This is a genomic window from Rhizobium sp. JAB6 (assembly GCF_003024605.1).
Classification (GTDB): domain Bacteria; phylum Pseudomonadota; class Alphaproteobacteria; order Rhizobiales; family Rhizobiaceae; genus Rhizobium.
This window is the reverse complement of the sequence record NZ_PYJQ01000007.1, coordinates 191281-215383: the sequence shown is the minus strand read 5'-3', so window position 1 is coordinate 215383 and position 24103 is coordinate 191281. Positions and strand designations below refer to the sequence as shown.

General features: G+C 60.4%; 23 protein-coding genes and 1 tRNA gene. 14 read left to right on the top strand and 10 right to left on the bottom strand.

Annotated elements, in window-relative coordinates; all coding sequences use genetic code 11:
- Positions 1-58: 58 nt before the first annotated feature.
- On the top strand, positions 59-1192 hold the full coding sequence (locus tag C7U61_RS09760; RefSeq protein WP_106997893.1) for a citrate synthase: 1134 nt from the start codon (positions 59-61) through the stop codon (positions 1190-1192).
- A gap of 32 nt (positions 1193-1224) precedes the next feature.
- On the opposite strand, the gene C7U61_RS09755 is transcribed toward C7U61_RS09760, so the two are convergent.
- Together C7U61_RS09755 and tehA are read right to left on the bottom strand one after the other, a co-directional pair.
- Positions 1225-1596 (bottom strand): VOC family protein, encoded by a 372-nt coding sequence (locus tag C7U61_RS09755; RefSeq protein WP_106997892.1) that lies wholly within the window; start codon positions 1594-1596, stop codon positions 1225-1227.
- A gap of 26 nt (positions 1597-1622) precedes the next feature.
- Complete coding sequence (tehA, locus tag C7U61_RS09750) at positions 1623-2624, bottom strand: dicarboxylate transporter/tellurite-resistance protein TehA (RefSeq protein ID WP_106997891.1); 1002 nt, start codon at positions 2622-2624, stop codon at positions 1623-1625.
- A gap of 306 nt (positions 2625-2930) precedes the next feature.
- Between tehA and gnd the strand changes: the two genes are divergently transcribed.
- Positions 2931-3956: a phosphogluconate dehydrogenase (NAD(+)-dependent, decarboxylating) gene (gene gnd, locus C7U61_RS09745; RefSeq protein WP_106997890.1), complete on the top strand. Its 1026-nt coding sequence runs from the start codon at positions 2931-2933 to the stop codon at positions 3954-3956.
- A gap of 124 nt (positions 3957-4080) precedes the next feature.
- On the opposite strand, the gene glp is transcribed toward gnd, so the two are convergent.
- From glp to C7U61_RS09720, 5 genes are read right to left on the bottom strand one after another with little or no spacing between them, the layout of a single operon-like run.
- Complete coding sequence (glp, locus tag C7U61_RS09740; RefSeq protein ID WP_106997889.1) at positions 4081-5307, bottom strand: gephyrin-like molybdotransferase Glp; 1227 nt, start codon at positions 5305-5307, stop codon at positions 4081-4083.
- 3 nt (positions 5308-5310) lie between these two features.
- The gene (gene moaC / locus C7U61_RS09735) at positions 5311-5805 is read right to left on the bottom strand and encodes a cyclic pyranopterin monophosphate synthase MoaC (RefSeq protein ID WP_106997888.1); all 495 of its coding nucleotides are present in this window, start codon (positions 5803-5805) and stop codon (positions 5311-5313) included.
- 1 nt (position 5806) lies between these two features.
- Positions 5807-6622 (bottom strand): indole-3-glycerol phosphate synthase TrpC, encoded by an 816-nt coding sequence (gene trpC / locus C7U61_RS09730; protein WP_106997887.1) that lies wholly within the window; start codon positions 6620-6622, stop codon positions 5807-5809.
- Between the two features lie 6 nt (positions 6623-6628).
- Positions 6629-7648 carry an anthranilate phosphoribosyltransferase gene (trpD, locus tag C7U61_RS09725; RefSeq protein WP_106997886.1) on the bottom strand — a complete coding sequence of 340 codons (1020 nt, stop codon included), beginning with the start codon at positions 7646-7648 and terminating at the stop codon, positions 6629-6631.
- Positions 7649-7673: 25 nt separating this feature from the next.
- Positions 7674-9566, bottom strand: a complete 1893-nt coding sequence (locus C7U61_RS09720; RefSeq protein WP_106997949.1) for a peptidylprolyl isomerase — start codon at positions 9564-9566, stop codon at positions 7674-7676.
- Positions 9567-9744: 178 nt separating this feature from the next.
- Here C7U61_RS09720 and C7U61_RS09715 point away from each other — a divergent pair, with 178 nt between their 5' ends.
- The 4 genes from C7U61_RS09715 (at position 9745) to C7U61_RS09700 (ending at position 13515) form a co-directional block, all read left to right on the top strand.
- A complete protein-coding gene (locus tag C7U61_RS09715; RefSeq protein WP_106997885.1) occupies positions 9745-10026 on the top strand; it encodes a hypothetical protein in 282 nt (93 codons plus the stop codon).
- A gap of 268 nt (positions 10027-10294) precedes the next feature.
- On the top strand, positions 10295-10759 hold the full coding sequence (locus C7U61_RS09710) for a MarR family transcriptional regulator (protein WP_106997884.1): 465 nt from the start codon (positions 10295-10297) through the stop codon (positions 10757-10759).
- Positions 10752-11978: an HlyD family secretion protein gene (locus tag C7U61_RS09705; protein WP_106997883.1), complete on the top strand. Its 1227-nt coding sequence runs from the start codon at positions 10752-10754 to the stop codon at positions 11976-11978. The genes C7U61_RS09710 and C7U61_RS09705 overlap by 8 nt, the downstream gene beginning before the upstream one ends.
- Positions 11971-13515 carry a DHA2 family efflux MFS transporter permease subunit gene (locus tag C7U61_RS09700; RefSeq protein ID WP_106997882.1) on the top strand — a complete coding sequence of 515 codons (1545 nt, stop codon included), beginning with the start codon at positions 11971-11973 and terminating at the stop codon, positions 13513-13515. The genes C7U61_RS09705 and C7U61_RS09700 overlap by 8 nt, the downstream gene beginning before the upstream one ends.
- 78 nt (positions 13516-13593) lie before the next feature.
- Here C7U61_RS09700 and C7U61_RS09695 read toward each other — a convergent pair whose 3' ends face one another.
- Positions 13594-14190, bottom strand: coding sequence for a DNA-3-methyladenine glycosylase (locus C7U61_RS09695; protein WP_106997881.1), 597 nt, complete (start codon positions 14188-14190; stop codon positions 13594-13596).
- A gap of 411 nt (positions 14191-14601) precedes the next feature.
- Between C7U61_RS09695 and C7U61_RS09690 the strand changes: the two genes are divergently transcribed.
- The 8 genes from C7U61_RS09690 (at position 14602) to C7U61_RS09655 (ending at position 22166) form a co-directional block, all read left to right on the top strand.
- Positions 14602-14691 (top strand) — tRNA-Ser (locus C7U61_RS09690).
- A gap of 104 nt (positions 14692-14795) precedes the next feature.
- On the top strand, positions 14796-15419 hold the full coding sequence (locus C7U61_RS09685; RefSeq protein ID WP_106997880.1) for a flavodoxin family protein: 624 nt from the start codon (positions 14796-14798) through the stop codon (positions 15417-15419).
- Complete coding sequence (locus C7U61_RS09680; protein WP_106997879.1) at positions 15412-16314, top strand: sigma-70 family RNA polymerase sigma factor; 903 nt, start codon at positions 15412-15414, stop codon at positions 16312-16314. Before C7U61_RS09685 ends, C7U61_RS09680 begins: the two co-directional genes overlap by 8 nt.
- Positions 16315-16658: 344 nt before the next feature.
- Positions 16659-17828, top strand: coding sequence for a septal ring lytic transglycosylase RlpA family protein (locus C7U61_RS09675; protein WP_106997878.1), 1170 nt, complete (start codon positions 16659-16661; stop codon positions 17826-17828).
- A gap of 70 nt (positions 17829-17898) precedes the next feature.
- Positions 17899-19110: a D-alanyl-D-alanine carboxypeptidase family protein gene (locus tag C7U61_RS09670; protein WP_106997877.1), complete on the top strand. Its 1212-nt coding sequence runs from the start codon at positions 17899-17901 to the stop codon at positions 19108-19110.
- A gap of 153 nt (positions 19111-19263) precedes the next feature.
- Positions 19264-19941, top strand: coding sequence for a dTMP kinase (gene tmk / locus C7U61_RS09665; protein ID WP_106997876.1), 678 nt, complete (start codon positions 19264-19266; stop codon positions 19939-19941).
- Entirely contained in the window at positions 19938-20972 is a 1035-nt protein-coding gene (locus C7U61_RS09660) for a DNA polymerase III subunit delta' (RefSeq protein ID WP_106997875.1), read from the top strand. The genes tmk and C7U61_RS09660 overlap by 4 nt, the downstream gene beginning before the upstream one ends.
- Before the next feature lie 240 nt (positions 20973-21212).
- Positions 21213-22166, top strand: a complete 954-nt coding sequence (locus C7U61_RS09655) for an NmrA/HSCARG family protein (protein ID WP_106997874.1) — start codon at positions 21213-21215, stop codon at positions 22164-22166.
- A 17-nt stretch (positions 22167-22183) separates the two neighbouring features.
- On the opposite strand, the gene C7U61_RS09650 is transcribed toward C7U61_RS09655, so the two are convergent.
- A complete protein-coding gene (locus tag C7U61_RS09650; RefSeq protein WP_106997873.1) occupies positions 22184-23104 on the bottom strand; it encodes a LysR family transcriptional regulator in 921 nt (306 codons plus the stop codon).
- Positions 23105-23230: 126 nt separating this feature from the next.
- Complete coding sequence (locus tag C7U61_RS09645; protein WP_106997872.1) at positions 23231-24031, bottom strand: sulfite exporter TauE/SafE family protein; 801 nt, start codon at positions 24029-24031, stop codon at positions 23231-23233.
- Positions 24032-24103: the final 72 nt, after the last annotated feature.

The following is a 24103-nucleotide window of genomic DNA, read 5'->3' as shown; positions in this document are numbered from 1 at the left end:
AGATCGGCTCTATTCCTATTGACGTCAATCTTGATGCAATTGATCAATATGAGGACCGATGAGCTGGCTGACGGCAGAGCAGGCGCTGAACCTGCTGGGAACGAAATCACAGACGCTCTACGCCAATGTCAGCCGCGGGCGCATTCGTGCGAAGGCCGATCCCGCGGATACGCGGCGCAGCCTCTATTTCGCCGATGACGTCAAGCGATTGGCTACCCGCCACGCCGGAAGGCGCAAGACCGAGGCGGTGGCGGCCGAGGCTATTCAATGGGGCGATCCGGTATTGCCATCGGCGCTGTCGACGGTTTCGAACGGCAGGCTTTTCTATCGCGGCAAGGATGCGGCGGTGCTTGCCGAAAGCGCATCTCTGGAGGATGTCGCGCTGCTGTTGTGGGATATGAAGCGGCCATTGCGATTCGAGCAAAACGAGACGCTGCGGAAGCCGCCTTCCCTGAACAGCGCATTCTCCATGCTTGCCGAGCGCATAACGGGCGACCTGCCGTCACTCGGGCGTTCGCTTCCGGCCCTGCAGAACGAAGCTGAAAGCGTATTCGGTACGGTGGCTGAAGCACTGGCGCCCGGCCCATGGGATCAGCCGCTGCATCGACGTCTCGCCGCTGCCTGGAACCGCTCGGATGCCGAGGATGTGATCCGCCGTAGCCTCGTCCTGCTTGCAGATCATGAGCTGAACGCTTCGACCTTCACCGCGCGGATCACGGCATCCGCTGGCGCGACATTATCTGCTGCCACTCTATCCGGGCTTTCGACGCTGACGGGTCCGCTGCATGGCGGTGCATGGCAGAGCGTGCGCATGCTGATCGCGCGCGCGGCTACAACCGGTGTGGATGAAGCGGTGCGCAGCTATCTCGCGGAAGGGCGGCCATTGCCTGCTTTCGGGCATCAGCTTTATCCTGATGTCGATATCCGCGGAGAGGCGTTGCTGGGCTGCTTCACGCCGCCTCCGCTCTTCGCGAGGGTTCGCGATGTCGGGGAGCAGCTGGTCGGAGAACGCGTCAACGTTGACTTTGCCTTGACGGCGATGACCGACGCCTATCATCTTCCGCAGGATGCGCCGCTGATCATTTTCGCGCTCGCTCGCACAGTTGGCTGGCTTGCGCATGCCATGGAGCAGGCCACCAGCGGTAGGCTCATTCGCCCGCGTGCGCGCTATGTTGGGCCGCCGGTGCCATAATCTCATTCTTGCCGGACATAGGCGCCTTCCACTCAACTCACCGACAGGTGACAAACGGCTTCGATATTGTGTCCATCGGGGTGGAGGATGAAAGCGCCGTAATAGTTCTGATGGTAGTGGGGGCGTAGACCCGGGGCGCCGTTGTCGAAACCGCCGGCGATGATCCCGGTCCGATGGAACTCATCCACGATTTTCCTGTTTGGAGCTGCAAAGGCGACATGAGCGCCCGTTTGCAGAACATCGCGCTCACCGATCCAGAAGAAGGCCTTTCGGCCAATACCGTAACCGGCAAAGCTCCCGCCTTCGGCATAAAGACGTTCTATGCCCAGGGAGCGCAATATCGTGTCGTAGAAGATCGTCGATTGTTCGAGGTCACGAACTCCGATCGTCACATGATCAAGCACATCATTCTCCCGACGGCGATATTGAATTACCGCTGACCAACGGCGCCAGCGTCGCGGTCAGCAAGTTCGGCCCAGCCGATGACGAGTTTCCGGTTGGCAATCAGCCGAATCGTCGCAAGAGCGATCAGCCCGACGACGACATTGGCGGCAACGAAAAGAATAGGGGCAAGCTGCGCCACTGGACCGACATCGCCGCGTTCGACAAGGCGCATCGGAGCCGTTGCCAGCGCCGTTGCACCGAAGGTGAAGGCCCAATAGGCGGGACTGAAGCCTTCCTTCATGATCCAGAGCAGAAGGCGCAACATGATCAAAGCCTGCAGCAAGCCATAGCCGATCATTGCATGGACGAGCATGTCGGGAGGGCTTTGCGTAACGCTGATATAGGCAAGCGCACCGACGGCCGGCGGCGCCAATTGGATTCCGAGGGTCGGTCGCAGCGGTGCCGCCAACGCCGGCCCCGTCAGCAGGCGATGCAGCAGGGCGGATTCGATGGCAAGCCAGGCGAAGAAGCCGGCGCCGAAGAAAAGCTGCGCCCATTGCGGAAAGCCGAGCGCGGCGCCGACGATGGCGGTCACGAAGCTGCCGGCGACGCTTGGCAGATAGAGCACGGCGGTCGTCGTCGCAATATCACGCTCGCCCTGCCAGAGCCCTCCGGTACGCCAGACGGAGAATGCCAGGGTGTAGGCGGCGCCGATCAGGAATATGGTTTCGGCACCGATGCGCGAATAGGGCAGCAGGCCGCCGGCCGCCAGCATCGTTGCGACGCCGATAAGGCCAATGAAGCAGCACTGGACTGGGTGGGCCACTTCCCTGAAGGCCTCCTCGCGCGCCACCATCCACTTCAGCGCGTAGAGCACGATCAGCACCAGCCAGACGGCTAGCGCAATAAAGGTAAGAACTTCTCCGACAAGTGCCGGTAGATGCCAGATGCGTGCACCCACGCGCCAAGCGTTGGCGAGACCGGAAAGCCCCAGGACCATGCCAAAGAATGAAGCTGGAACCAGCGGCAGTTTCAAAGACGCAGCCATGTGCCCCCCTTTGACTCCCTTATGTGAGAGCCACCTTAAACAGGATCGTCCGAAGATACCGAAATCGATGCTAAGTCTGTCAACGCGATCGGAAGCGCAAAATACAGCTTTCCTCAAAGCCGGCAAAGCGCGATCATGGAGAAAAGCGGGAGGTTCGGCATGCGATATCACGGATGCGTGAGCAGAAGCATTTTTCTCCGCTGCCTGACCCCTGCATAGCTCTCCCGTCATTTGTTCATTGGAAAATATTGCGAAATATCTCTATTGAACATTCAAACGATTGAAACCGTCCTAGGAGACTGAAACATGCAAATCGGAATGATTGGCCTTGGCCGTATGGGCAACAACATGGTGCAGCGCCTGATGCGAGGCGGTCAGAGCGCCGTTGTTTTCGATGCGCGCCCGGAAAGCATCGCCGGGCTTGAGCAACTCGGCGCGACCGGCAGCAAGTCTCTCGCGGATTTCGTATCGAAACTTGCGAAGCCGCGCGTCGTCTGGCTGATGCTGCCGGCGGCAATCGTCGATCAGGAACTGGCGGCGATCGTTCCGCTTCTCGACGAAGGCGACATCGTCATCGACGGCGGAAATTCCTATTATCACGACGATATCCGCCGTGCCGAAGAGCTGAAGCCGAAGGGCATCCACTATGTCGACGTCGGCACCAGCGGCGGCGTTTTCGGCCTCGAACGCGGTTATTGTCTGATGATCGGCGGCGAAAAGGAAATCGTCCAGCATCTATCGCCGATCTTTGCGACGCTTGCGCCTGGTGTCGGCGACGTACCTCCGTCGCCGATGCGCTCGGAAGAAGCTGCCAAAAACAGCACGGCAGAGCAGGGCTATCTGCATTGCGGCCCATCCGGGGCCGGCCATTTCGTCAAGATGGTCCATAACGGCATCGAATACGGCCTGATGGCCGCCTATGCCGAGGGCTTCAACGTTCTGCGTCATGCCAATATCGGCAAGCAGGACGCCGAGAAGGACGCAGAAACCGCGCCGCTCTCCCATCCGCAGTATTATCAGTATGATCTCGACATCGCGGAAATCTCTGAAGTCTGGCGCCGCGGCAGCGTGATCACCTCCTGGCTGCTCGACCTCACGGCCGACGCCCTACACGGCGATGCAGCGCTTTCGCAATATGCCGGCCGCGTGTCCGACTCGGGCGAAGGCCGCTGGACGATCTCGGCTGCCATCGACGAAGGCGTTCCGACTCCGGTGCTTAGTGCCGCGCTTTACGGTCGTTTCGCTTCGCGCGGCAATGACGACTACGCCAACAAGGTTCTCTCTGCCATGCGCGCCGGCTTCGGCGGCCACCATGAGAAGCCGGCGAAGTAATTGGTTCGCCTATCATCTGATGATTGCGAGCCGGGTGGATCAAACCTCCCGGCTTTTGCTTGCCCGATATTGCTATGCTGCGACTTCGGATGGAAGCGATATCGACTCCGCCCTGAGAGCGGCGCTAATCAAGCAAATCGGGCCGGAGGACTATGACCGGAGTCGGTGAGCCGACTTCCAATTGCGGCGCATGCGGCGGGCGGACGACCAGGCAATCGGCGCGCGAAAAGACTTTCATCATCGACGAATCCTGCTTCGAGAAAGGTTCCGCGAGCCAGCCGCCGTCGGCAGCTTTCGTCAGCGTCGCCCGCACATAGTCCTGCCGCTGATCGTTCGCCGCAAAGGTCACGGCAGCGCGCGCAATGCCTTCACGCTTTACCGGAGGCAGGGATGCGAGCTTTCTGATCAATGGCTCGAGAAAGAGCAGGCCGCAGACGAGGCTGGAGACGGGATTGCCGGGAAGGCCAAGAACATGCATGTCGCCGAGGCTGCCGACCATCAGCGGCTTGCCGGGACGCATGGCGATGCGCCAGAAATCCAGCTTCATGCCGGCGGCTACCATCGTCGCCTGCACCAGATCGTGATCGCCGACCGAAGCGCCGCCGAGCGTGACGATGATATCGGCCTTGGCAACCTGCGCACGGCCGATGGCGGCGGTAATCTCGTCGCTGTCGTCGGCGACGATGCCGAGATCGAGCACATGGGCGCCGGCATTGCGCGCCAGCGCCGCGATGCCGAACGTGTTCGACGCGATGATCTGCGATGACCCCGGTTCATTGCCTGGCGCCACAAGCTCGTCTCCGGTCGCGAGAATCGCTACCAGCGGCCGGCGATAAACATCGAGGGACGGATGGTTCATGGCGGCGGCCACCGTAAGGCGCGAAAAATCCATGACGGAGCCGGCGGGAAGCACCAATTCGCCTTCCAGGAAATCCTGTCCGCGCGGACGAATATGCTGGCCCCTGCGCAAGGGGTAGCTGGTTTTGATGCGATCGCCGTCCAGCCGTACAGCGTCTTCCTGCAGGAGCACCGAATCGGCTCCTACAGGAACGGGAGCGCCGGTGAAGATGCGAACTGCTTCGCCCTTGCCGATGGTTCCCTCAAACGCGTAACCGGCGGCGGCGGCACCGATGACCTGCAGTTCCGAACATGGCGTCGCCGCATCCTCGAAGCGCAGCGCGTAACCATCCATCGCCGAAGCGTCGAAAGGCGGCTGCGTCAGGCGGGCGGCCAGATCTTTGGCCAGAACCCGGCCTTCCGCCATATCGAGGGAAACGCTTTCAACGCGATGGATCGGCGCGGCGCTGCCCAACAGGCGCGCTTGCGCTTCGGCAACAGGCAACAGGCTCATGTGTCAGGCCCCCGGATTGCGGAAATCTCCCGATTTACCGCCGGATTTCTCCAATAGAGTGATGCCCCCGATTTCCATGCCGCGATCGGCGGCCTTGGCCATGTCATAGATCGTCAGACAGGCGACGGAAACCGCGGTCAGCGCTTCCATCTCGACGCCCGTGCGGCCCGTGAGCTTTGCCGTCGCCGTGACGCGGAGGCCGGGCAGGCTGGCATCCTCTGCGATATCGACGGCAACCTTCGTCAGCATAAGGGGATGACAGAGCGGAATGAGATTGCTCGTCTGCTTGGCAGCCATGATGCCGGCAAGCCGTGCCGTGCCGATCACATCGCCTTTCTTGGCATTGCCGTCGCGGATCAACGCCAGGGTCTCGGGTTTCATCCTGACGTAGCCGGTAGCCGTGGCGCTGCGTGCCGTCTCGGCCTTGTCGCCGACATCGACCATATGGGCTTCGCCCGAAGCGTCTATATGCGTGAGACCGGCCTTCTCGGTGCTCATCTCACTCGGCCGCCAGAATGCCGGTTTCACCGTTCAACAGCAGTTTCGTCGCCGCAGTGACGTCATCTTTGCGCATCAGGCTTTCACCTACGAGGAAGGTGGTAATGCCCACGGCCTCGAGGCGCTTGCAGTCAGCATGGTTGAAGACGCCACTTTCGCCGACCAGGAGCCGGTCCTCCGGCACCATGGGTGCCAGCTTCTCGCTGACCGTGAGGCTGACTTCGAAGGTGCGCAGGTTGCGGTTGTTGATGCCGATCAGCGGGGAGGAGAGCCTAAGTGCCCGCTCCATCTCTTCGGCATCGTGCACCTCGATCAGCACATCCATGCCGAGACCGAACGCTTCGTCCTGAAGACGCTCGGCATCGTCGTCAGAGAGCGATGCCATGATGAGAAGGATGCAATCGGCACCCCAGGCACGGGCTTCCTGCACCTGATAGGTGTCGAACATGAAGTCCTTGCGCAGCGCCGGCAACGAGCAGGCGGCGCGGGCAGCCGTCAGGAATTCCGGAGCGCCCTGGAAGCTCGGCGTATCGGTCAGCACCGAAAGGCAGGCTGCGCCGCCGGCTTCGTAGGCCATTGCGAGGGCAGGCGGATCGAAATCAGGGCGGATGAGGCCTTTCGACGGGCTAGCCTTCTTGATCTCGGCGATCAGGCCGAACGTTCCGGCGCTCTTCCTGGCAAGCAGAGCCTTGTGGAAACCGCGTGGTGCGGAGTGCTCAGCCTGCATCGCCTTGAGATCGGCAAGAGAGAGCTTGGCCTTGGCGACGGCGATCTCTTCCCGCTTATAGGCTTCGATCTTTCTGAGGATATCGGTCATGAGGTCCTAGTCCTGCTCCTCGTTGGAAACAGCAACGAGCTTTTCCAATGCTACTGCGGTAGCGCCGCTATCGAGCGAATGGGCCGCGAGCTTCATGCCATCATGCAGCGTTTCCGCCTTGCCGGCAATGACCAGCGAGGCCGCCGCATTGGCAAGAGCGATGTCACGATAGGCATTCCTTTCGCCGCTTAACACCGCACGAAGGGCTGCAGCATTGGCAACGCCGTCGCCCCCCTTGATGTCCTCAAGCCGGGCATGCGGCAGGCCGAAATCCGATGGCGTGAGCTCGAAGGTACGGATCTTGCCATCTTCCAAGGCCGCGACGGAGGTCTTGCCCGTCGTGGTGATCTCGTCCAGGCCGTCGCCGTGCACGACCCAGACGCTCTCGGCGTTCAGATCCTTGAGGACCTCGGCCAGCGGCAATACCCATTGCGGCGCAAAGACGCCCAGCAGCTGACGACGGGCGCCAGCAGGGTTGGAGAGAGGTCCAAGCAGATTGAAGATCGTCCGCGTGCCGAGTTCGACGCGCGAGGGACCGACATGGCGCATGGAGGAATGATGCAGCTGCGCGAACATGAAGCCGATGCCGGCTTCCCGAATGCAGCGGGCAATCGTCTCCGGTCCGATATCCAGCTTGATTCCCAATACGGATTGTGTGTCGGCAGTACCGGCCTTGGAGCTCTGGGCGCGGTTGCCGTGTTTGGCGACGGGCACGCCGGCCCCGGCGACGATGAATGCCGCCAGCGTCGAAATATTATAGGTTCCGACACCGTCGCCGCCCGTCCCGACGATATCCATCGCATCGGCAGGCGCCACTACCGGCAGCATCTTGGCACGCATCGTGGTTACGGCGCCGACGATTTCATCCACCGTCTCGCCGCGAACGCGCAACGCCATGAGAAAGCCGCCGATCTGCGACGGCGTGGCCTCGCCAGACATCAGGATTTCGAAAGCCTGCCGGGCTTCATCCCGCGTCAGCGCCTCATGATTGGCGACCTTGGCGAGGAAAGGCTTCAATTCGGTCATTGGCTATCCATCCTCCCGAACGAGCCTAGCGCGACATCGCCTGTTCAGCGAGATTCTGGTTGACCGTGACGGTGTATTTGGACTGCAGCTGGCTGACCATCTGGTCGAGAATGTCATCGCCCGCGGCATTGGCGATCTGGGCGACCTGCTGATCGTCGTTGCTCAGAGCATCGGTCGTCGGATTGTCGTTGACATCGGTAACCTTGAGCAGGATCTGCGTGGTGTCATCAGCGCCGACGGCACTTGCTACCGTATCGACGGGACCGGAGAAAGCGGCCGCAACGCCGCCGCGCCCCAGGACAGGATCATCGGTCGAGCGCGTGATGCCAGTCTTGTTTTCGACCGCGATGCCGAGCGGCGCGGCGATATCGGCAAGCGACTTGCCCTTCTGAGCCTCCTGCTTCAGCTCAGTCGCCTTGGCGGCGAGCGCGATCTTCTGCTGTTCGGCAGTCCAATCAGCGACCGCCTTTTCACGCACTTCCGCAAGCGGGCGATCGTGATCGGGCGTGATGTTCATCACGTCGTACCAGATATAGCCGTCATTGCCGACCGTCAGCGGAGCGGGGTTGCCGCCCTGATCGGCCTTGAAGACTTCCGAAAGCAGTTGCTGGCGGGCCGGAAGGTCCTTTATCTCATTGCCGTTCTGATCGAGGCCGGTCTGATCGATCGCATCGACGGTGACGAGCTTCAGCTTGAGCTGCGATGCCGCATCCTGCAGCGATGCGCCGGAGCCGCGCAGGTCTTCGAACTTGTCGTGAACGCTGGTGATCTCGTTGGCGGCGTTGCTGAGCGCGATCTGCTTGCGGATATCTTCCTTGACCTCGTCGAAATTCTTCGCCGTTTCGTTCTTCACATTGGTCACGCGCAAGATCACCGGACCGAACGAACCTTCGACGACGGGGGTGGTGCCGCCTTCCTTGGAGACGGCAAAAGCTGCTTCGGCAACGGTCTTGTCTGGGACCTGGTCCTTGGTGAAGGTGCCGAGCAGCACGTCGGACGGCTTCTTGCCCTGGTCGGAGACGAGCTGATCGAAGGTGGTTCCCGTCTTCAGCGCCTCGGCTGCGGCATTGGCGAGATCCTTGTTGGCGAAGGTCAGCTGCTCGATGGTACGGGTTGCGGGCGTGGTGAAGCTGTCCTTGCGCTTGTCGAACTGCGCGCGCACTTCGTCATCCGTAACACTCGCGGTGTCGGCGATATCCTCGGCCTGCAACTTCACATAAGCGAACTTGCGGTATTCGGGCGCACGATATTTCGCCTTCACGCCATCGAACCACTTCTGCAGCACGTCGTCGGCCGGTGCCTTGACCGGATCGATATTGGCATTGGTCAGCAGCAGGTAATCGATGCTGCGGGTCTCGTTATGATATTGTTTAACGGCGTCGACGAGAACCGCCGGTGCGCTAAAGCCGTTCGACACAGCCTCGACGATCTGGCCGCGAATCGCGACCTTGCTGCGTTCCTTGATATAGTCGTCGGGCGATATGTTGCTGTTGCGCAGAAGCATATCGAATTTTTGACGATCGAAGGAGCCATTCGCAGCCTTGAACGCCGGATCGTCGCCGATAAGCTTCGCAAGACGGTCCTGGGAAAGACCGAGGTTCATATCGGCGGCAAGCTGATCGAGTGAAGCCCCGGCGACGAGCTGCGCCACCGTCTGCTGCCCAATCCCGAAGGCCCGAGCCTGCTCCGGCGTGATCTGCATGCGCAATTGTTGGCTGATCGCCTGGAGCTGCCGACGATAGGCGAGACGAAACTCGTTGGTATCGATATGCTGATCGCCGACGGTGACAACGGTATTGCTGCCGCCGCCCGTGATGAGGGACCGCTCGACGCCCCACACGCCGAAGGCTGCCGCAAGAAGGAGCAGCAAGCCCTTGGCAACCCAGGTCTGGGCGATTTTTCTCAGCACTTCGAACATCGGAAAGCAAACCTCGTCATCGTAACTCTTCGCCCGCAGGCGAAACAATCGGAGTTCCTTAGAACAATCCGAACCGGAATTGAAGAGCCAGTGGGGAAATCGCCGGGGAGGCATACCCATGCCGGAACCTTTGACAGGCAGCAGCGTTCTAGCAGCGAGGAAACATAAGGAGCATCCGATGGCAGAGATGAAATCAGCTTCCACTCCCTCGTCTTCGGCGCGAGCGCAGACGGAAACGGCGATGGAGGATCTTGCCGCCCAGGTCGCAGCGCTGCGTGACGATCTGGCAAAGTTGTCGCAAAGCGTAGCGGCCGTGGGGCAGGGAGCCAAATCTGTCGTCACGGAGGAAGCCCAGGAAATCACAGAGCAACTGCGCGAGAAAGTTCGCGAGGAGCCGATCTTCATGGTCGCTGCCGCAGCGGGGCTCGGCTATCTCATCGGCCTGCTGAATCGCCGGTAGATCGGGCTGGCTCTCACAATTTGTGAACTGTTTCAAGGCGCAGGCGAGTGAGCTGCGCCTTTTTCGATTGAACGGTACAGGCATTTTGCTGCCGTTTCGTTCGTGCGCTGCGCAAGCACCGATTTCCCGCTGCTGTGTCCTCGCGACACAGCGTGCGACATCTTCGACTATCGCCATTTGTTGATCACATACCCCCTTGTATCACATGGGCGCTTACTATACGTAAGCATCATTATAAGGTTGCTTATGAATAGCAGGCTTCTTATAGATGAGTTCGACACCTACTCTCGGCTTTCTTCTCCATGACGTTGCCCGGCTTCTCCGGAAGCGATTCGAGCAGCGCGCAAAAGATCTGGGCCTGACGCGTTCGCAATGGCAGACGCTCGCCTATCTCGCCAACAACGAGGGCATTCACCAGGCCGGCCTGGCGGAAATCCTGGAGATCGAACCGATCACCCTGGTTCGCATCCTCGACAAGCTGAGCGAACGTGGGCTGGTGGAGCGTCGGCAGCATCCGAAGGATCGAAGAAGCTGGCTGCTTTATATGCGCGACGAAGCCCGACCATTGATGGACACGATGCGCAGTATGGGCGACCTGACGCGCAGAGAAGCCCTCCAAGGCGCCTCCGCGGAAGATCAAGAACGCCTCTATGAATTGCTTACCCTTATGAAATCGAACCTGGTCAGCGCCTGCCGCTCGAAGGCAGGCGACAAAGAGTTACAACATGGCTGAAGCATCCTCCCCACTTCGCGTACCTGCGAACGCAAACTCCTCCGAACAAAGTCAAACTCCCGTCGCAGAGGCACCGTCCTCCAACCCATCGCAACACCCACCAACAGCCGCTCCGGCCACGCCAGCAGCGCCCCCTGAGACGCCACGCAAGCGCCGCAAGCTGACGCGGCCCATCTTGTTTGCGCTGCTTCCGGTAGCCCTCGTCATCGGCGGCTACTACTACGTCACCGGCGGACAGGTGATGTCCACGGACAATGCCTATATCCAGGCCGACATGGTCGGTGTTTCCACCGATGTCTCCGGCACGGTGATATCCGTGGATGTGCATGAAAACGAGGTCGTGAAGAAAGGGCAGGTGCTCTTCCGCTTGAAGCCCGATTCGTTCCGGATCGCACTCGAAGGCGCGAAAGCGCAGCTCGGCAACGCCAGGAACCAGATCCTGAACCTGCAGGCGAGCTACAAGCAGTCCCTGGCGGAAATCGCCCAGGCACAGGCCGATATTCCCTATTATCAGACGGAATTGGACCGCCAGCAGAACCTGATCACCAATTCGGTCGCTTCCAAGGCAGCTCTGGACCAGGCCAGACACAATCTGGAAGCCGCGCAGCAGAAAGTATTGGTAGCAAAGGCCACGGCCGCCGCGACCCTCGCCCAGTTGGGCGGCGAAGGCGCCGCCGATCTGCCGGCCGAACAGAACCCGCTCTATCTGCAGGCCAAGGCCGCAGTCGACAATGCGCAGCGCGAACTTGACGATACCGTGGTGCGGGCTCCCTTTGACGGAGTGACCGCCAATGTTCCCTCTCTGCAGGTCGGGGCGTATCTGACCGCCTCGCAGCCGGGCTTTTCGCTGGTTTCGACCACGCATATGTGGATCAATGCCAGCCCCAAGGAAACCGAGCTGACCTATGTGCGGCCTGGCCAGAAGGTCGATATCTCCGTCGATGCCTATCCGGGCGTGACCTGGAAGGGCACGGTCGCCAGCATTTCACCGGCATCGGGCTCCAGTTTCTCGCTTCTGCCGGCACAGAACACGACCGGCAACTGGGTCAAGGTCGTGCAGCGCATACCGATGATCATCAATATCGACGACACGGCGGGCAAGCCTCCGCTGCGCGTCGGGATGAGCGTCGTCGCCGATGTCTACACTGGCCATGCCCGCGGCCTGCCTGATTTCATTACCAATCTGCTGGGCCAATCCCGCGGTCAGGATCATGAGTAACGCTACCGCTTCATCGCCCGCGGCACCCGTCGCCAATCGCGGCGCGATCACCGCCTGCGTCATCCTCTCGGTTATCATGCAGGCGCTGGACACCACCATCGCCAACGTCGCTTTGCCGCACATTCAGGGCGACGTTTCCGCAAGCGCGGACCAGATCAATTGGGTGCTGACGTCCTACATCGTCGCCGCCGCCATCATGACGCCGCCCTCCGGCTTTCTTTCGGCGAAATTCGGCCGCAAGCGGGTGCTGCTGGTGGCGATCGCCGGCTTCGTCGCCGCTTCCGTTCTTTGCGGCCTGTCGGAATCACTGGTACAGATCGTCGGCTTCCGCCTTCTGCAGGGCCTGTTCGGCGCATCGCTCGTACCGCTGTCGCAGGGCATTCTGCTCGACATCTACAATGTCGAGGAGCGCGGCCGCGCCATGGCGCTGTTCGGCGTCTCGGTCATGGTCGGTCCGGTGCTGGGGCCGGTCATCGGCGGCTGGTTGACCGACAATATCAGCTGGCGCTGGGTGTTCTACATCAACGTGCCGATCGGCGCGCTCGCCTTCTTCGGCATCGTCGTCTACGTGACCGAGACGAAGCTCGACGCACTCGCCAAACTCGATTGGTTCGGCTTCGGCATGCTTTCGATTGCGATTGCCGGCCTGCAGCTGTTTCTCGACCGCGGCGAGCAGCTCGACTGGTTCTATTCGAGCGAGATCATCATCGAGGCGCTCGTCTGCGTCGGCACCTTCTATCTCTTTCTCGTGCACATGTTCACGGCCGAGCGAAGTTTCGTCAATCCACGCCTGTTCATGGACCAGAATTTCGCCGTCAGCATCCTGTTCATCTTCATCGTCGGCGTGACCTATCTGGCCTCGCTGGCGCTGATGACGCCCTATCTGCAGACGCTGATGGGCTATCCGGTCGTGACTGCCGGCATCGTCATGGGGCCGCGCGGTCTCGGCACCATGTTCTGCATGTTCCTTGTGGGGCGACTGATCGGCAAGATCGACACGCGCTGGCTATTGTTCATCGGCCTCGCGCTGACGGCCTGGGCCATGTACGACATGACGGGCTGGACGCCGGACGTTTCGCAATGGACATTGATTTCGGTCGGCTTCGTCCAGGGCGCGGGGCTCGGCTTCCTCTTTGTGCCGCTGACGACGATTGCCTTTGCAACGCTGCCGGCGCAGATGCGCGGCGAGGGGACGGGCCTCTACAATCTTTCGCGCAACATCGGCTCCAGCGTCGGCATTTCGGTCGTCTCCATGCTGATTACCGAGAACACGCAGGTCAACCATGCCAACATCGCCGCCTATGTGACACCGTTCAACCGTTATTTCGACCTCACGGCCGCGCAGGGCGTGAGCCCTATGACGGCAGTCGGCCGGGCGACGCTCGACGGCATGATCACGACGCAGGCGACCATCATCGCCTATATGGACGACTTCAAGCTGCTGATGCTGATGTCGATCTGCGCCATGCCGCTGCTGATGCTTTTGCGCAAACCGAAGGCGCCGCCTGCGGTCGACCACAGCGTCGCGATGGAATAATGCTACGCAGCCTTTCCAGTTTCACTGCGTGGCTCAGCGGCTGCCGGGCACCACCTCGGCGGCCGCTCTTTTGCTTCCTCATGGGAAACGGCGGCTGACGAAGCGCGAACCGGCAGCGCCGAAACGCCAGAGCGGATCGACGTTTTTCGTGATGCCAATGCGCTTGCCCGAAACGACCGCGACCGGTTCCGCGCGAGACAACGAAAATGGCGCCGCATCCAGCGAGCGGCCGTCGAGGCTTATATCGATGGCAAGCGCCTGCGAGAGCTTACCCGGTCCGTTGCACAGCGAGACGATGTCGGCCAGTCCTCGCCGGCTTATCATCTCCTCGATGCCGTTTTCGGGCTCGATCGCCCGAATGAGCGCGGCGCTCCCCTTGGTGCAGACGAAATTCAGACACCAGTGAATGCCGTAGGAGCGGTAGACATAGACATGGCCGGCCGGTCCGAACATGGCCGCATTGCGTGGGGTCGGACCGCGATATGCATGGGAGGCCTCGTCATCGGGCCTGTAGGCCTCCGTCTCGACGATACGACCGCCTATCCCTGCAACCGTGAAACGCATCCCGATCAGATCGGACGCGACCGCGACGGCATCTCGGCTGAAAAAGGCGGCGAGGACAGAGCCGGCAAGGGGTTTAATACCAAGAGATAGGGAATGATCGTCAGAAGCCATGGAAGGAAACTATCCCGGATAGCCGAAACCATCAACACGGCGCCGACCAAGTGCTTGGTCCGGCGTACTGATAATTGACAAAAGCTAAGTATCACTTATCAATAGCTTGCTTCAGTCAGATTTGACCCCTGACCTGGCGAAGGTGGCCCGGCCCTTTCCAGCGGCCGAGCCACCTTATTTTTAGCGCGCTGACGACATGAAGTTCCCGCAGCGCCACCCGGCTCGATCAATATTCCTCAACCGCCGTTCCAGCCGATATCGAGAATGCAAGGGAGTTCGGTGGAACAAGTTGACGCGGCGACCAAAGCTGCTAAAAAGCCAGCCGTCGAGTGATTGGGTAGAAACCGGTAGCCACATCCGGTTTCGAAAAATCAGCACTATATGGATTTTTCAGGCCTTTTCAGTTGCTTGGGAAGAGTGTCCGAGTGGTTTAAGGAACCGGTCTTGAAAACCGGCGTGCGGGAAACCGTACCGTGGGTTCGAATCCCACCTCTTCCGCCAATAGGCTTCCCCAATTTTTGCCTTCCCGTAAAATCGCGGCATGTCACAATCCTCGCCCATGCCTTGTCATGTCCTTCGCAAAACCAGTTTCGAAGGAGATGACAATGATCCGGCAGAGCATCGCAATCGTGTATCATAGCGGCTATGGACATACCGGCCGACAGGCCGAGGCCGTCAGGGCAGGGGTGGAAGAGGTCGATGGCGCGGAGGCGATGCTGTTGACCGTGGAAAGGGTGGATTGCCATTGGGATGATCTCAATGCGGCACAGGCGATCATATTCGGCTCGCCGACCTATATGGGCGCGGTCTCCGCGCCGTTCAAAGCGTTCCAGGAGGCGACATCGCATGCCGTTCTTGCCAGAGGTTATTTGTGGAAGGACAAGATCGCGGCCGGTTTCACCACCTCGGGGTCACGATCCGGTGACAAGCTTTCGACGCTGATGCAGATGGTGATCTTTGCCGCGCAGCATGGAATGCATTGGGTCGGTCTCGATCTGCCGCCGGCCAACTGCTCTTCGACAGGCTCGGAAGAGGACATGAACCGCCTCGGCTTCTGGCTTGGCGCCGCAGCGCAGGCGAACACGGACGAAGGCCCGGAGACTGCGCCGCCGGCATCCGATCTCGCCACAGCCCGACATCTTGGCCGGCGGGTGGCGCTGACGGCGCTGCAGTTTGCCCGCGGCCGCGACGTCAATCCATTCGCACGCGAGTTTGCCGCCAGTGAGTGAGACGCCGTCCGATCCGATCTTCTCCGAGCTACGCCCGCGCCTTGTCAGGCTCGCCTATAGAATGCTGGGATCGGTCGCCGATGCCGAGGATATCGTGCAGGATAGCTGGCTGCGCTGGCTATCAACCGATCGCGCTTCCGTTCGCGAGCCGGCGGCATTCCTGCGGACTATCGTCACCCGGCTTTGCCTGAACGAGCTGAAATCGGCCCGCTGTCGCCGGGAGTCCTATGTGGGTTCCTGGCTGCCCGAGCCGATCTTCGATCCGGCGGACGGCGATGCCGCTGACGATATCACCATGCCACTGATGCTGGCCCTGGAGCGCCTTTCGCCGCTGGAGCGTGCCGCCTTTCTCCTGCATGACGTGTTCGGCATGAATTTCGATGAGATCTCCTCGGCGATCGGTCGCGAGGCGGCCGCCTGTCGCAAGCTTGCCAGCCGGGCGAGGGCGCATGTCACCGATGCCCGGCCGCGTTTCGCCGTCGGCAAGGAAGAGGGCCTCAAGCTTGCCACAGCCTTCTTCACTGCGTCGCGAACAGGAGACATGGCCTCTCTTCAGGCGCTGCTTTCAGAGGATGTAATTGTCAATGCCGACGGCGGCGGCAAGGTGCCGGCATCGCAGCGACCACATATCGGACTTTCCGCCGCGATGCGGCTTCATAGGCAGCTGGCGCGAATTTTCCGCGCGCATCCTTCGCGACTGATCCACTATGCGATCATCGATGGCTTGCCCGGTTTCGTGACGATAGAGGGCGGCAACATCGTGCAGACCACCGCGCTGCAGATCGAGCGGGAGAAAGTCGTCGCCGTCTATTGCACCCGCAACCCGGACAAACTGCGGCACATTATCGGCGCATTAGACTCCGCGACATCACAACGAACTACTGATGCGTCTTGATACAAGCACTTGAAAGAACTGCGCCAAATCTGTCCATCAACTCCCTGCACCATGACAAACCGAATGCATCTGCCGCAATCCGGACCGATTGGGGCGTTTAGAAAAAAGATCACCACCGGAACGGAATGGTTGTGCCCGGCACTACTTGCAGCGGGCAGGACTTTACTGAGCGTTAACTATGATCTTCGGAAATTCTTCGGTGCGCTCAATTTGCATCGCAAAATCGACAAACTGCAATCATGATTAAAGCACCGTTAGGTGATTGGAGCGTAGCAGGAATACCGGAACGAGGGACACACCGGTAGCAGACCTCCGTCGAAGTAATGAGTAGCGGCTTGGGACAGATGAAATTCGAAAATCGTGCGGTGACATACACAACGGCCATGCGTTGGTTTGCTCTCTCACTGATGTGCGCAACCGTCACGGCCTGCGGAACGACGCAGAAAGCGCCAGCCAAGCGCCAGCACGGAAAAGAATATTTCTCCGAGAAGGAATATGGCGTGAAGGCCAGCCCTCGGGTCGTCAATAACGGCCCAGTACCGAAGGGCGGTGGCCGCTTCATGGTGGGCAATCCCTATCAGGTGAAGGGCAAGTGGTATTATCCCAAGGAAGACTTTAGCTATAACAAGGTCGGCATCGCTTCCTGGTACGGCTCGGCCTTTCACGGCCGCCTGACGGCCAATGGCGAAGTCTACGATCAGCAGGCATTGACTGCCGCGCATCCGACCTTTCCGCTACCGAGCTATGCTCGTGTCACCAATATCGAAAACGGTTCCTCCATCATCGTACGCGTCAACGATCGCGGCCCATACCATCCCGGCCGCATCATCGACCTCTCCAACAAGACCGCACAGATGCTCGACCTCCAGCACAGCGGCACCGGTGACGTGCGCGTGCAATATGTCGGCCGTGCCCGCATGGACGGTCATGATGAGCCCTATCTCATGGCTTCCTATATTCCGAAGGGTTCGCGTCTGCCGGGTATTAATCCGGGCGGCCAGATCGCGACGGGCGTGATGGTCGCTTCGGCTGGTCGCATGACCGCAGATCAATTGCCTGAATCCGATACCCCGCTCCGCGCAAGCCGCCAGCAGCGCCGCTTTGATGCCGCGCCCGCGATCGCCCCGGTCCCGCGTCAATCTCCCTATGCCGCCACGGCCTTTGCCGGCTCGACGCCGGATGCAGGCTACAATGCCGGCAAGCGCAACAATCCGCCCCCGATGGAATGGAACGGCGGCCCGATGCCGGCAGCGGAGCCAGCGGACCCGGCTCTGATCGTGTTGCCGCGGATCGGCCCGATCCCCTATGAGCGGCCGGACCTCTCGCGGCGCCTTGCAAGCGTTGGGGATCAATCCTCGGGCTCGGCCGTCGCTGCCTATCAGGAAGCGCCCGTCAAGACCGTTTATGTCGATCTCGCTTTCGATGCCGTGATGATTCGCAACGACGGCCTCACGCAGGAATCGATTCTCTCATCGTACCGCCGCCAGCATCAGGCGCCGACGCAGATCGATTGATCGACGTCATTGCCTGAATCTCAACCGGTCACTAAAATAATCGTGCCGGTGGTCGGATGAAGGGGACGATATGCCAAAGCGCTTGATTCTTTTGTTCCTTTTTCTCCTTGGTATCGCCACTCCGGCGGCCTTTGCGCAGCCGGCGACGCCAGGCGCATTCGACACGAAAGCCGCCCAGGCATTCATGATCGAAGCCTCCACGGGTACCATCCTGCTCGCCAAGAACGAGGATCAGCTGATTTCTCCAGCATCGCTTGCGAAACTCATGACATTGGATGTGGTTTTCGATGCGATCGGGCGAGGGGAGATCAATTTCGATACCGAATATCCCGTCTCGGAAAATGCCTGGCGAACGGGCGGCGCCCCCTCGCGCGCATCGACCATGTTCGCCGCACTGAAATCGCGCATCCGTGTCGGTGATCTGATCCAGGGTATTGCCGTGCAGCAGGCAAATGACGCCTGCATCGTTCTGGCGGAAGGTATTTCGATCAGCGAACGCGAATTTGCCCGTCGCATGACGGCGCGCGCAAGAGAGATAGGCATGTCCCGGTCTACCTTCACCAATTCGACCGGGCTGCCAGATGCAAACGATCCAAACGCCGGCGGAAAGGTCTCCATGCGGGAAATGGTGATGCTGGCGCAGGACCTGCAGGAGAAGCACCCGGATCTGTACAAATATTTCGGGCAGGCCGATTTCACCTGGAACAAGATCTACCAGCGCAACAAGAACCCCTTGCTCTTGCTCAATATCGGCGTGGATGGTTTAGGGCTCGGCTTCGCCGAAGGCGAGGGCTTCTCCATCGTCGCCTCCATTCAGCGCGACGGCCGCCGGCTGTTCCTGGCACTTGGCGGGCTGAAGAACGACAAGGAACGCATCGAGGAGACGCGGCGCGTCCTCGAATGGGGTCTCAGCAATTTCAGGAGCCAGCGCATCTTCGCCGAAGGCGAGGTGATCGGCAATGCCAGCGTCTATGGCGGCGCGACCTCGACCGTGGGTCTGCAGGCGAAGATACCGGTCGATGTCTATGTCCCCGTGGAAACGCCGGATCGGCTATCCGCTCGTATCGTCTATCGGTGGCCGCTGACGGCGCCGGTCGCTGCGGGCTACGAAGCAGGAAGTCTTCGTGTCTTCCTGGGATCGCGTCTGGTACGAGAGCTGCCGCTTTATACGAAGGAATCGGTCGGGCAGGGCACATTGGGCCGGCGCGCATTCGATGCCCTGATGGAGCTGACCGAATCGCTGCTGTTCTCCTGGCTATGGGACAAGCCTTTGCCAACTTGAGTGGGCCGCACCGTTCGCGAAATCTCCGTTCACACCCCATATAGAGTCAAGGAGACCGAGGCATCGGCGGTTCCACCGGAACCTGTCTTGGGTTAAACAAGAGGCGTATCGCGTACCGAACCGATGGCATGCGAAAAGTGCAGGACATGATCATTGGCTGATGCAAACGGATTATTCGTAAGCTTCGAAGGCGGCGAGGGGGCCGGCAAATCCACCCAGATTCGCCGTCTGGCTGAACGGTTGCGCGAACGGGGCCACGAGGTTCTGGTGACGCGCGAGCCCGGCGGATCGCCGGGCGCAGAGGCGGTGCGGCATGTCCTGCTTTCGGGTGCCGCGGAAATGTTCGGCACGCGCATGGAGGCCATTCTCTTTGCTGCTGCCCGCAACGATCATGTCGAAGACGTCATTCGCCCGGCACTCGCCCGCGGCGCCATCGTGCTTTGCGATCGGTTCATGGATTCCTCGCGCGTCTATCAGGGCGTAACGGGCAATCTCGAGCCTGACTATATCGAAGCCCTGCAGAGGGTTGCCGTCAACGGCGTCGTTCCGCATTGCACGCTGATTCTCGATATTCCTGCCGAAGTGGGTCTCGAGCGTGCGCGCAAGCGCGCCTCCGCCGTGGCCGCACCCGATCGCTTCGAGAAGGAAGAGATGCAGACCCACGAGAAGCGCCGCGAGGCGTTCCTCGATATCGCAGCGCGCGAGCCCGAGCGTTGTCACGTCATCGATGCCCAGAAGCCGGAAAATGAGATCGCCGCTGAAATCGCCGGGATCGTCGACAAGCGGCTCGGGGCTGCCAATATCGCCGCGGGATCGGAAGCGGCGCAATGAGCGACGAACGACCAGGTGTGCTCGACGGCGCCGTTCCGCCGCAGGACAATACGAGGCTCTTCGGCCATCGGGAAGCCGAAGCCTTCCTCGCGCAATCCTATCGCTCGGGCAAGGGCCATCATGCCATGCTGATCGAGGGGCCTGAAGGCATCGGCAAGGCGACCCTTGCCTTTCGCTTCGCCAATCATGTCCTCTCTCATCCCGATCCGGCATGCGCGCCGGAGACGATCGGCGATCCCGATCCTGCATCGGTCGTCAGGCGGCAGATTTCCGGCGGGGCATCACACAATCTGCTGCACTTGAGCCGGCCGGTCGACGACAAGACCGGCAAGGTGAAATCCGCGATCACCGTCGACGAAGTGCGGCGTGCCGGAAAGTTCTTTTCGCAGACCTCGGGCACCGGCAATTGGCGGATCGTCATCATCGATCCTGCCGACGATCTCAACCGTAGTGCGGCCAACGCCATCCTGAAGATTCTCGAGGAGCCGCCGAAGCGCGCTTTGTTCCTGGTGCTGTCGCATGCGCCGGGTCGGCTTCTACCGACGATCCGCTCGCGCTGCCTGCCTCTGAAGCTTGCGCCGCTCGGCGATGATGCCCTGCGCATGGCGCTCGAAAACCTGGGGATCCCCGCCGCCGGGCAGGGGAGCGAAGTGCTCTCGGCGGCCAAGGGCAGCGTCAGCGAGGCACTCAAGCTCCTGAATTACGGCGGGGGTGAAATCATCGAAGCCTACCGGCAGGTGCTTTCGGCAGATGGGCCCGCGGCCCGCAAGGCGATGCACCGCCTCGCCGACGCGCTTTCCGGCAAGGACAGCGACACGATCTTCGGCTTCTTCCTGTCGCATATCGGCGACGACATCATCGAGCGCGCTCGAGCCGCCGCCCTTCACGGCTCGATTTCGACGGCCGAGAGGCTGGCACGGCTGCATTCGGAAACGACCGAGCGGCTGAACGTGTCGCAAGCCTATAATCTCGATCGCAAGCAGACGCTCATTACCATCCTCGGCGAGCTCAAACAGCAGCTCTCGGCCTAGCTTGCAGTTTCTCCGGAATGAAAACTCGCCGCATACCTCAGTTTTGCGGCGAGCCGGAAAGGATGCGGATCATCAAAGCGATATATCCAAAAAACGGCATGATGTAATCCATTGGCAGCGTGTAGTGGGGCGCGATCCAGTTCCCTACCTTCATGACGCAGGCCGATCTCAGCTGAAGTGATCGGTCTCGTTTGAAGGTGCTGCAGCTCTTCGGCTGTGGAAATGGATTGGAGACTAACCGTGACACTAGATGAAAAACCGTTGATCGCAATTGCGGGTGCGACAAGCAAGCAGGGGCGAAGCGTGGCGACGACACTGCTTCAAAGTCAACGCTTCCGGGTCCGTGCGCTTACTCGCAGCAAGGAGTCACCCGCAGCGCGTGCCCTTCAGTCGTTGGGAGCCGAAATCGTAACGGTGCCGCTCGAACTCGGCCGGACGAAGGAACTTGTGGATGCCTTCCAAGGCGCTGCCGGCGCCTTCCTGATGACGCCTCCCATAGCGCCGCCGGACACGAGCGAGGCGCCGCTTGGCCGGCAATTGGCGGATGCCGCCGTGGAGGCCGGGGTTGGCCATGTGGTCTTCAGCACGCTGGAGAATGTCGAAAAGATCACAGGCGGAACGAAGTATGCGCCGCATTTCACCGACAAGGCGAAGGTTGCCGACTATATCCGCGGACTCCCTGTCTCGCACTCCTTCGTCATGCTCGCGTTCTTCTACACCAATCTGATGGAATATTATGTTCCTCGTTATGACGGTGACACGCTTCTGCTGCCGATCTATCTGCCGGAAGACTTCGCAGCACCCTTCGTCGATCCGTTGACAGCTACCGGTCCCGTCGTCGAGGAGATCTTCGCCCACCCCGAACGCTACAACGGAAAGACGCTTCCGATCGTCGGCGATATCATTTCACCGCGTGAAATAGTCGATACCTTCCGGCGCGTAACGGGTCTGAAAGCCGAATATCGGAGCGCCTTTTCCAAGGACGGCCTCCTGCGGTATTTTCCGGAATTCGCCGCCAATGAGCTGCTCGTCCGCGAGATTTTGGGGATGGTCGAATACGCCGTCGAATACGGCTATTTCAGTGGAGAACACGATCTCGGCTGGAATCGCCGCTTAGATCCAGAGACATTCAGCTGGGAGCAATTTTTGCGGACGACAGGCTGGCGCGGCGAAAAGCGAGCGTTCGGACTTTGAGGCCGATTGCTTATCTCTCAGCTGGGGGCAATGCCCGGCAGGTTCTTTAACTCATTGACGAGGAAATCGACCAGTAGCCGCACGCGAGCCACGCCTGCTCGCTCCGGAACGACGAGCAGGCTGAGGGGAACCGTATCGAGGTCGTAATCATCAAACAGGACTTCGAGCGTACCGGCATCCAGCAGATCCTGAACGAGCCAGAGGTGAGCGGGACCGATTCCACGGCCGGCCGCGAGAGCGGCTCTGGCGGCGAGGCCGTGGTCGACCCGCAGATTTCCGCTCACTGGAACCGCCAGACGCACTCCATCCGGAGCGAACAGAATAAGCTGATTGCTTCCGGCAATGTTGGACATTACCACGCTGTCGTGCTGCGAGAGGTCCGCGGGACGTGCGGGGCGTCCCTTGCGACGAAAATAATCGGGCGAACCCACGAGCCTTCGATGGCTTTTTCCGATGGAAACGAGCTTCATGGCGTCATCGGCGATCGGCCCCAGCCGCAAAGCAATATCAATCCCCTCCCGAGCGAGATCGATGCGCTCATCCGTGAGATTGAGATCTATCCTGATCTCCGGATATCGGTCCTGGAAATCGAAAATCATCCGTGTGACGTGCATGACGCCGAGAGCGGCAGTGCAGGACAGGCGAACGGCACCTGCCGGCGACCGCCGCGCATTTCTCGCTTCTTCGGCAGCCTGCTCGACGAGCCGCAGGATCTGCAGGCAATTCGCATAATAGCGACTGCCTTCCTCGGTGAGTGTGACGCGGCGTGTGGTTCGTCCGAGAAGGGGAACTCCGACGGCCTCCTCAAGCTCGTTGATATGGCGGGTTACCGTTGATTGACCGAGGCCAAGTTCTCGTGCGGCAGCCGACAGACTACCGTGTTCGACAACACGGACGAAGGTTCGCATCCGATCCAGGGATAGGCCTTGCTCATCCATTTTTTGGCGAAATCAGCTTCATTACCCCTTATAAGGCGATCAATCGCCTTTGGCTACAGCAACACGTCCAACGGTGGCAGCGTGATTCCATCCGCTGCCAAAATTAGGCATTATGTTCAGACTGGCCTAAGGAAAGATCAGCTTCCAGGCAACGATCGCCAGCGTCACGGCAAGGATGATGCGCACGGAGCGCTCGTGCAGGCGAGGGGCGAGCAGGCTGCCGGTGACGATACCCGGAATTGATCCCACCAACAGGGCGAACAGCATCGTCCAGTTGATCTCGCCGATGAACCAATAGCCCATGCCGCCGATCAGGGTCAGCGGCACGGCATGGACGATATCGGAGCCGACAATTTCGCGGACGTCGGTCTGCGGATAGAGCACAAGCAGGACGGTGACGCCGAGTGCGCCCGCACCGACCGACGTCATGGTGACGAGAATGCCGAGCATAAGACCCAGGATGACCGTCAACAAAGCAATGTTGCGCGGCGAGATCGTGCCGCGCTCGCCCCGCCATTTGCGGATGGCCTCGATGATCTGGCCTCGGAAAATCAGCATCAGCGCCGTCAAAAGCAAAAGACAGCCCAATGACAGGGTAATGGCATGAGCAACGGCGGGGCTCTCGCGATTGACGCCGGCCATGATCCAAAGCATAGCGAGCGCCGCCGGAACACTGCCTGACGCCAGAAGGCTCACAACCTTCCAGTTGACGCGTCCGTGCATCCCGTGCACGGCCGTTCCCGCCGTCTTGGTGATGGCGGCATAGAGCAAATCCGTGCCCACGGCCGTGGCCGGATGCACGCCGAAGAGAAGCACGAGCAGGGGGGTCATCAGCGAGCCGCCGCCTACCCCTGTAATGCCCACAAGCATGCCGACGAAAAAGCCGGAAAAGGAATAAAGCGGTTGAAAGGAATTGATCAAACTCAAATTCACGGCCTCTTGAAGCCGCTAGGCAGACCAATACATAAAACGACGAAATCCACGGCCACGTCTGTCCTG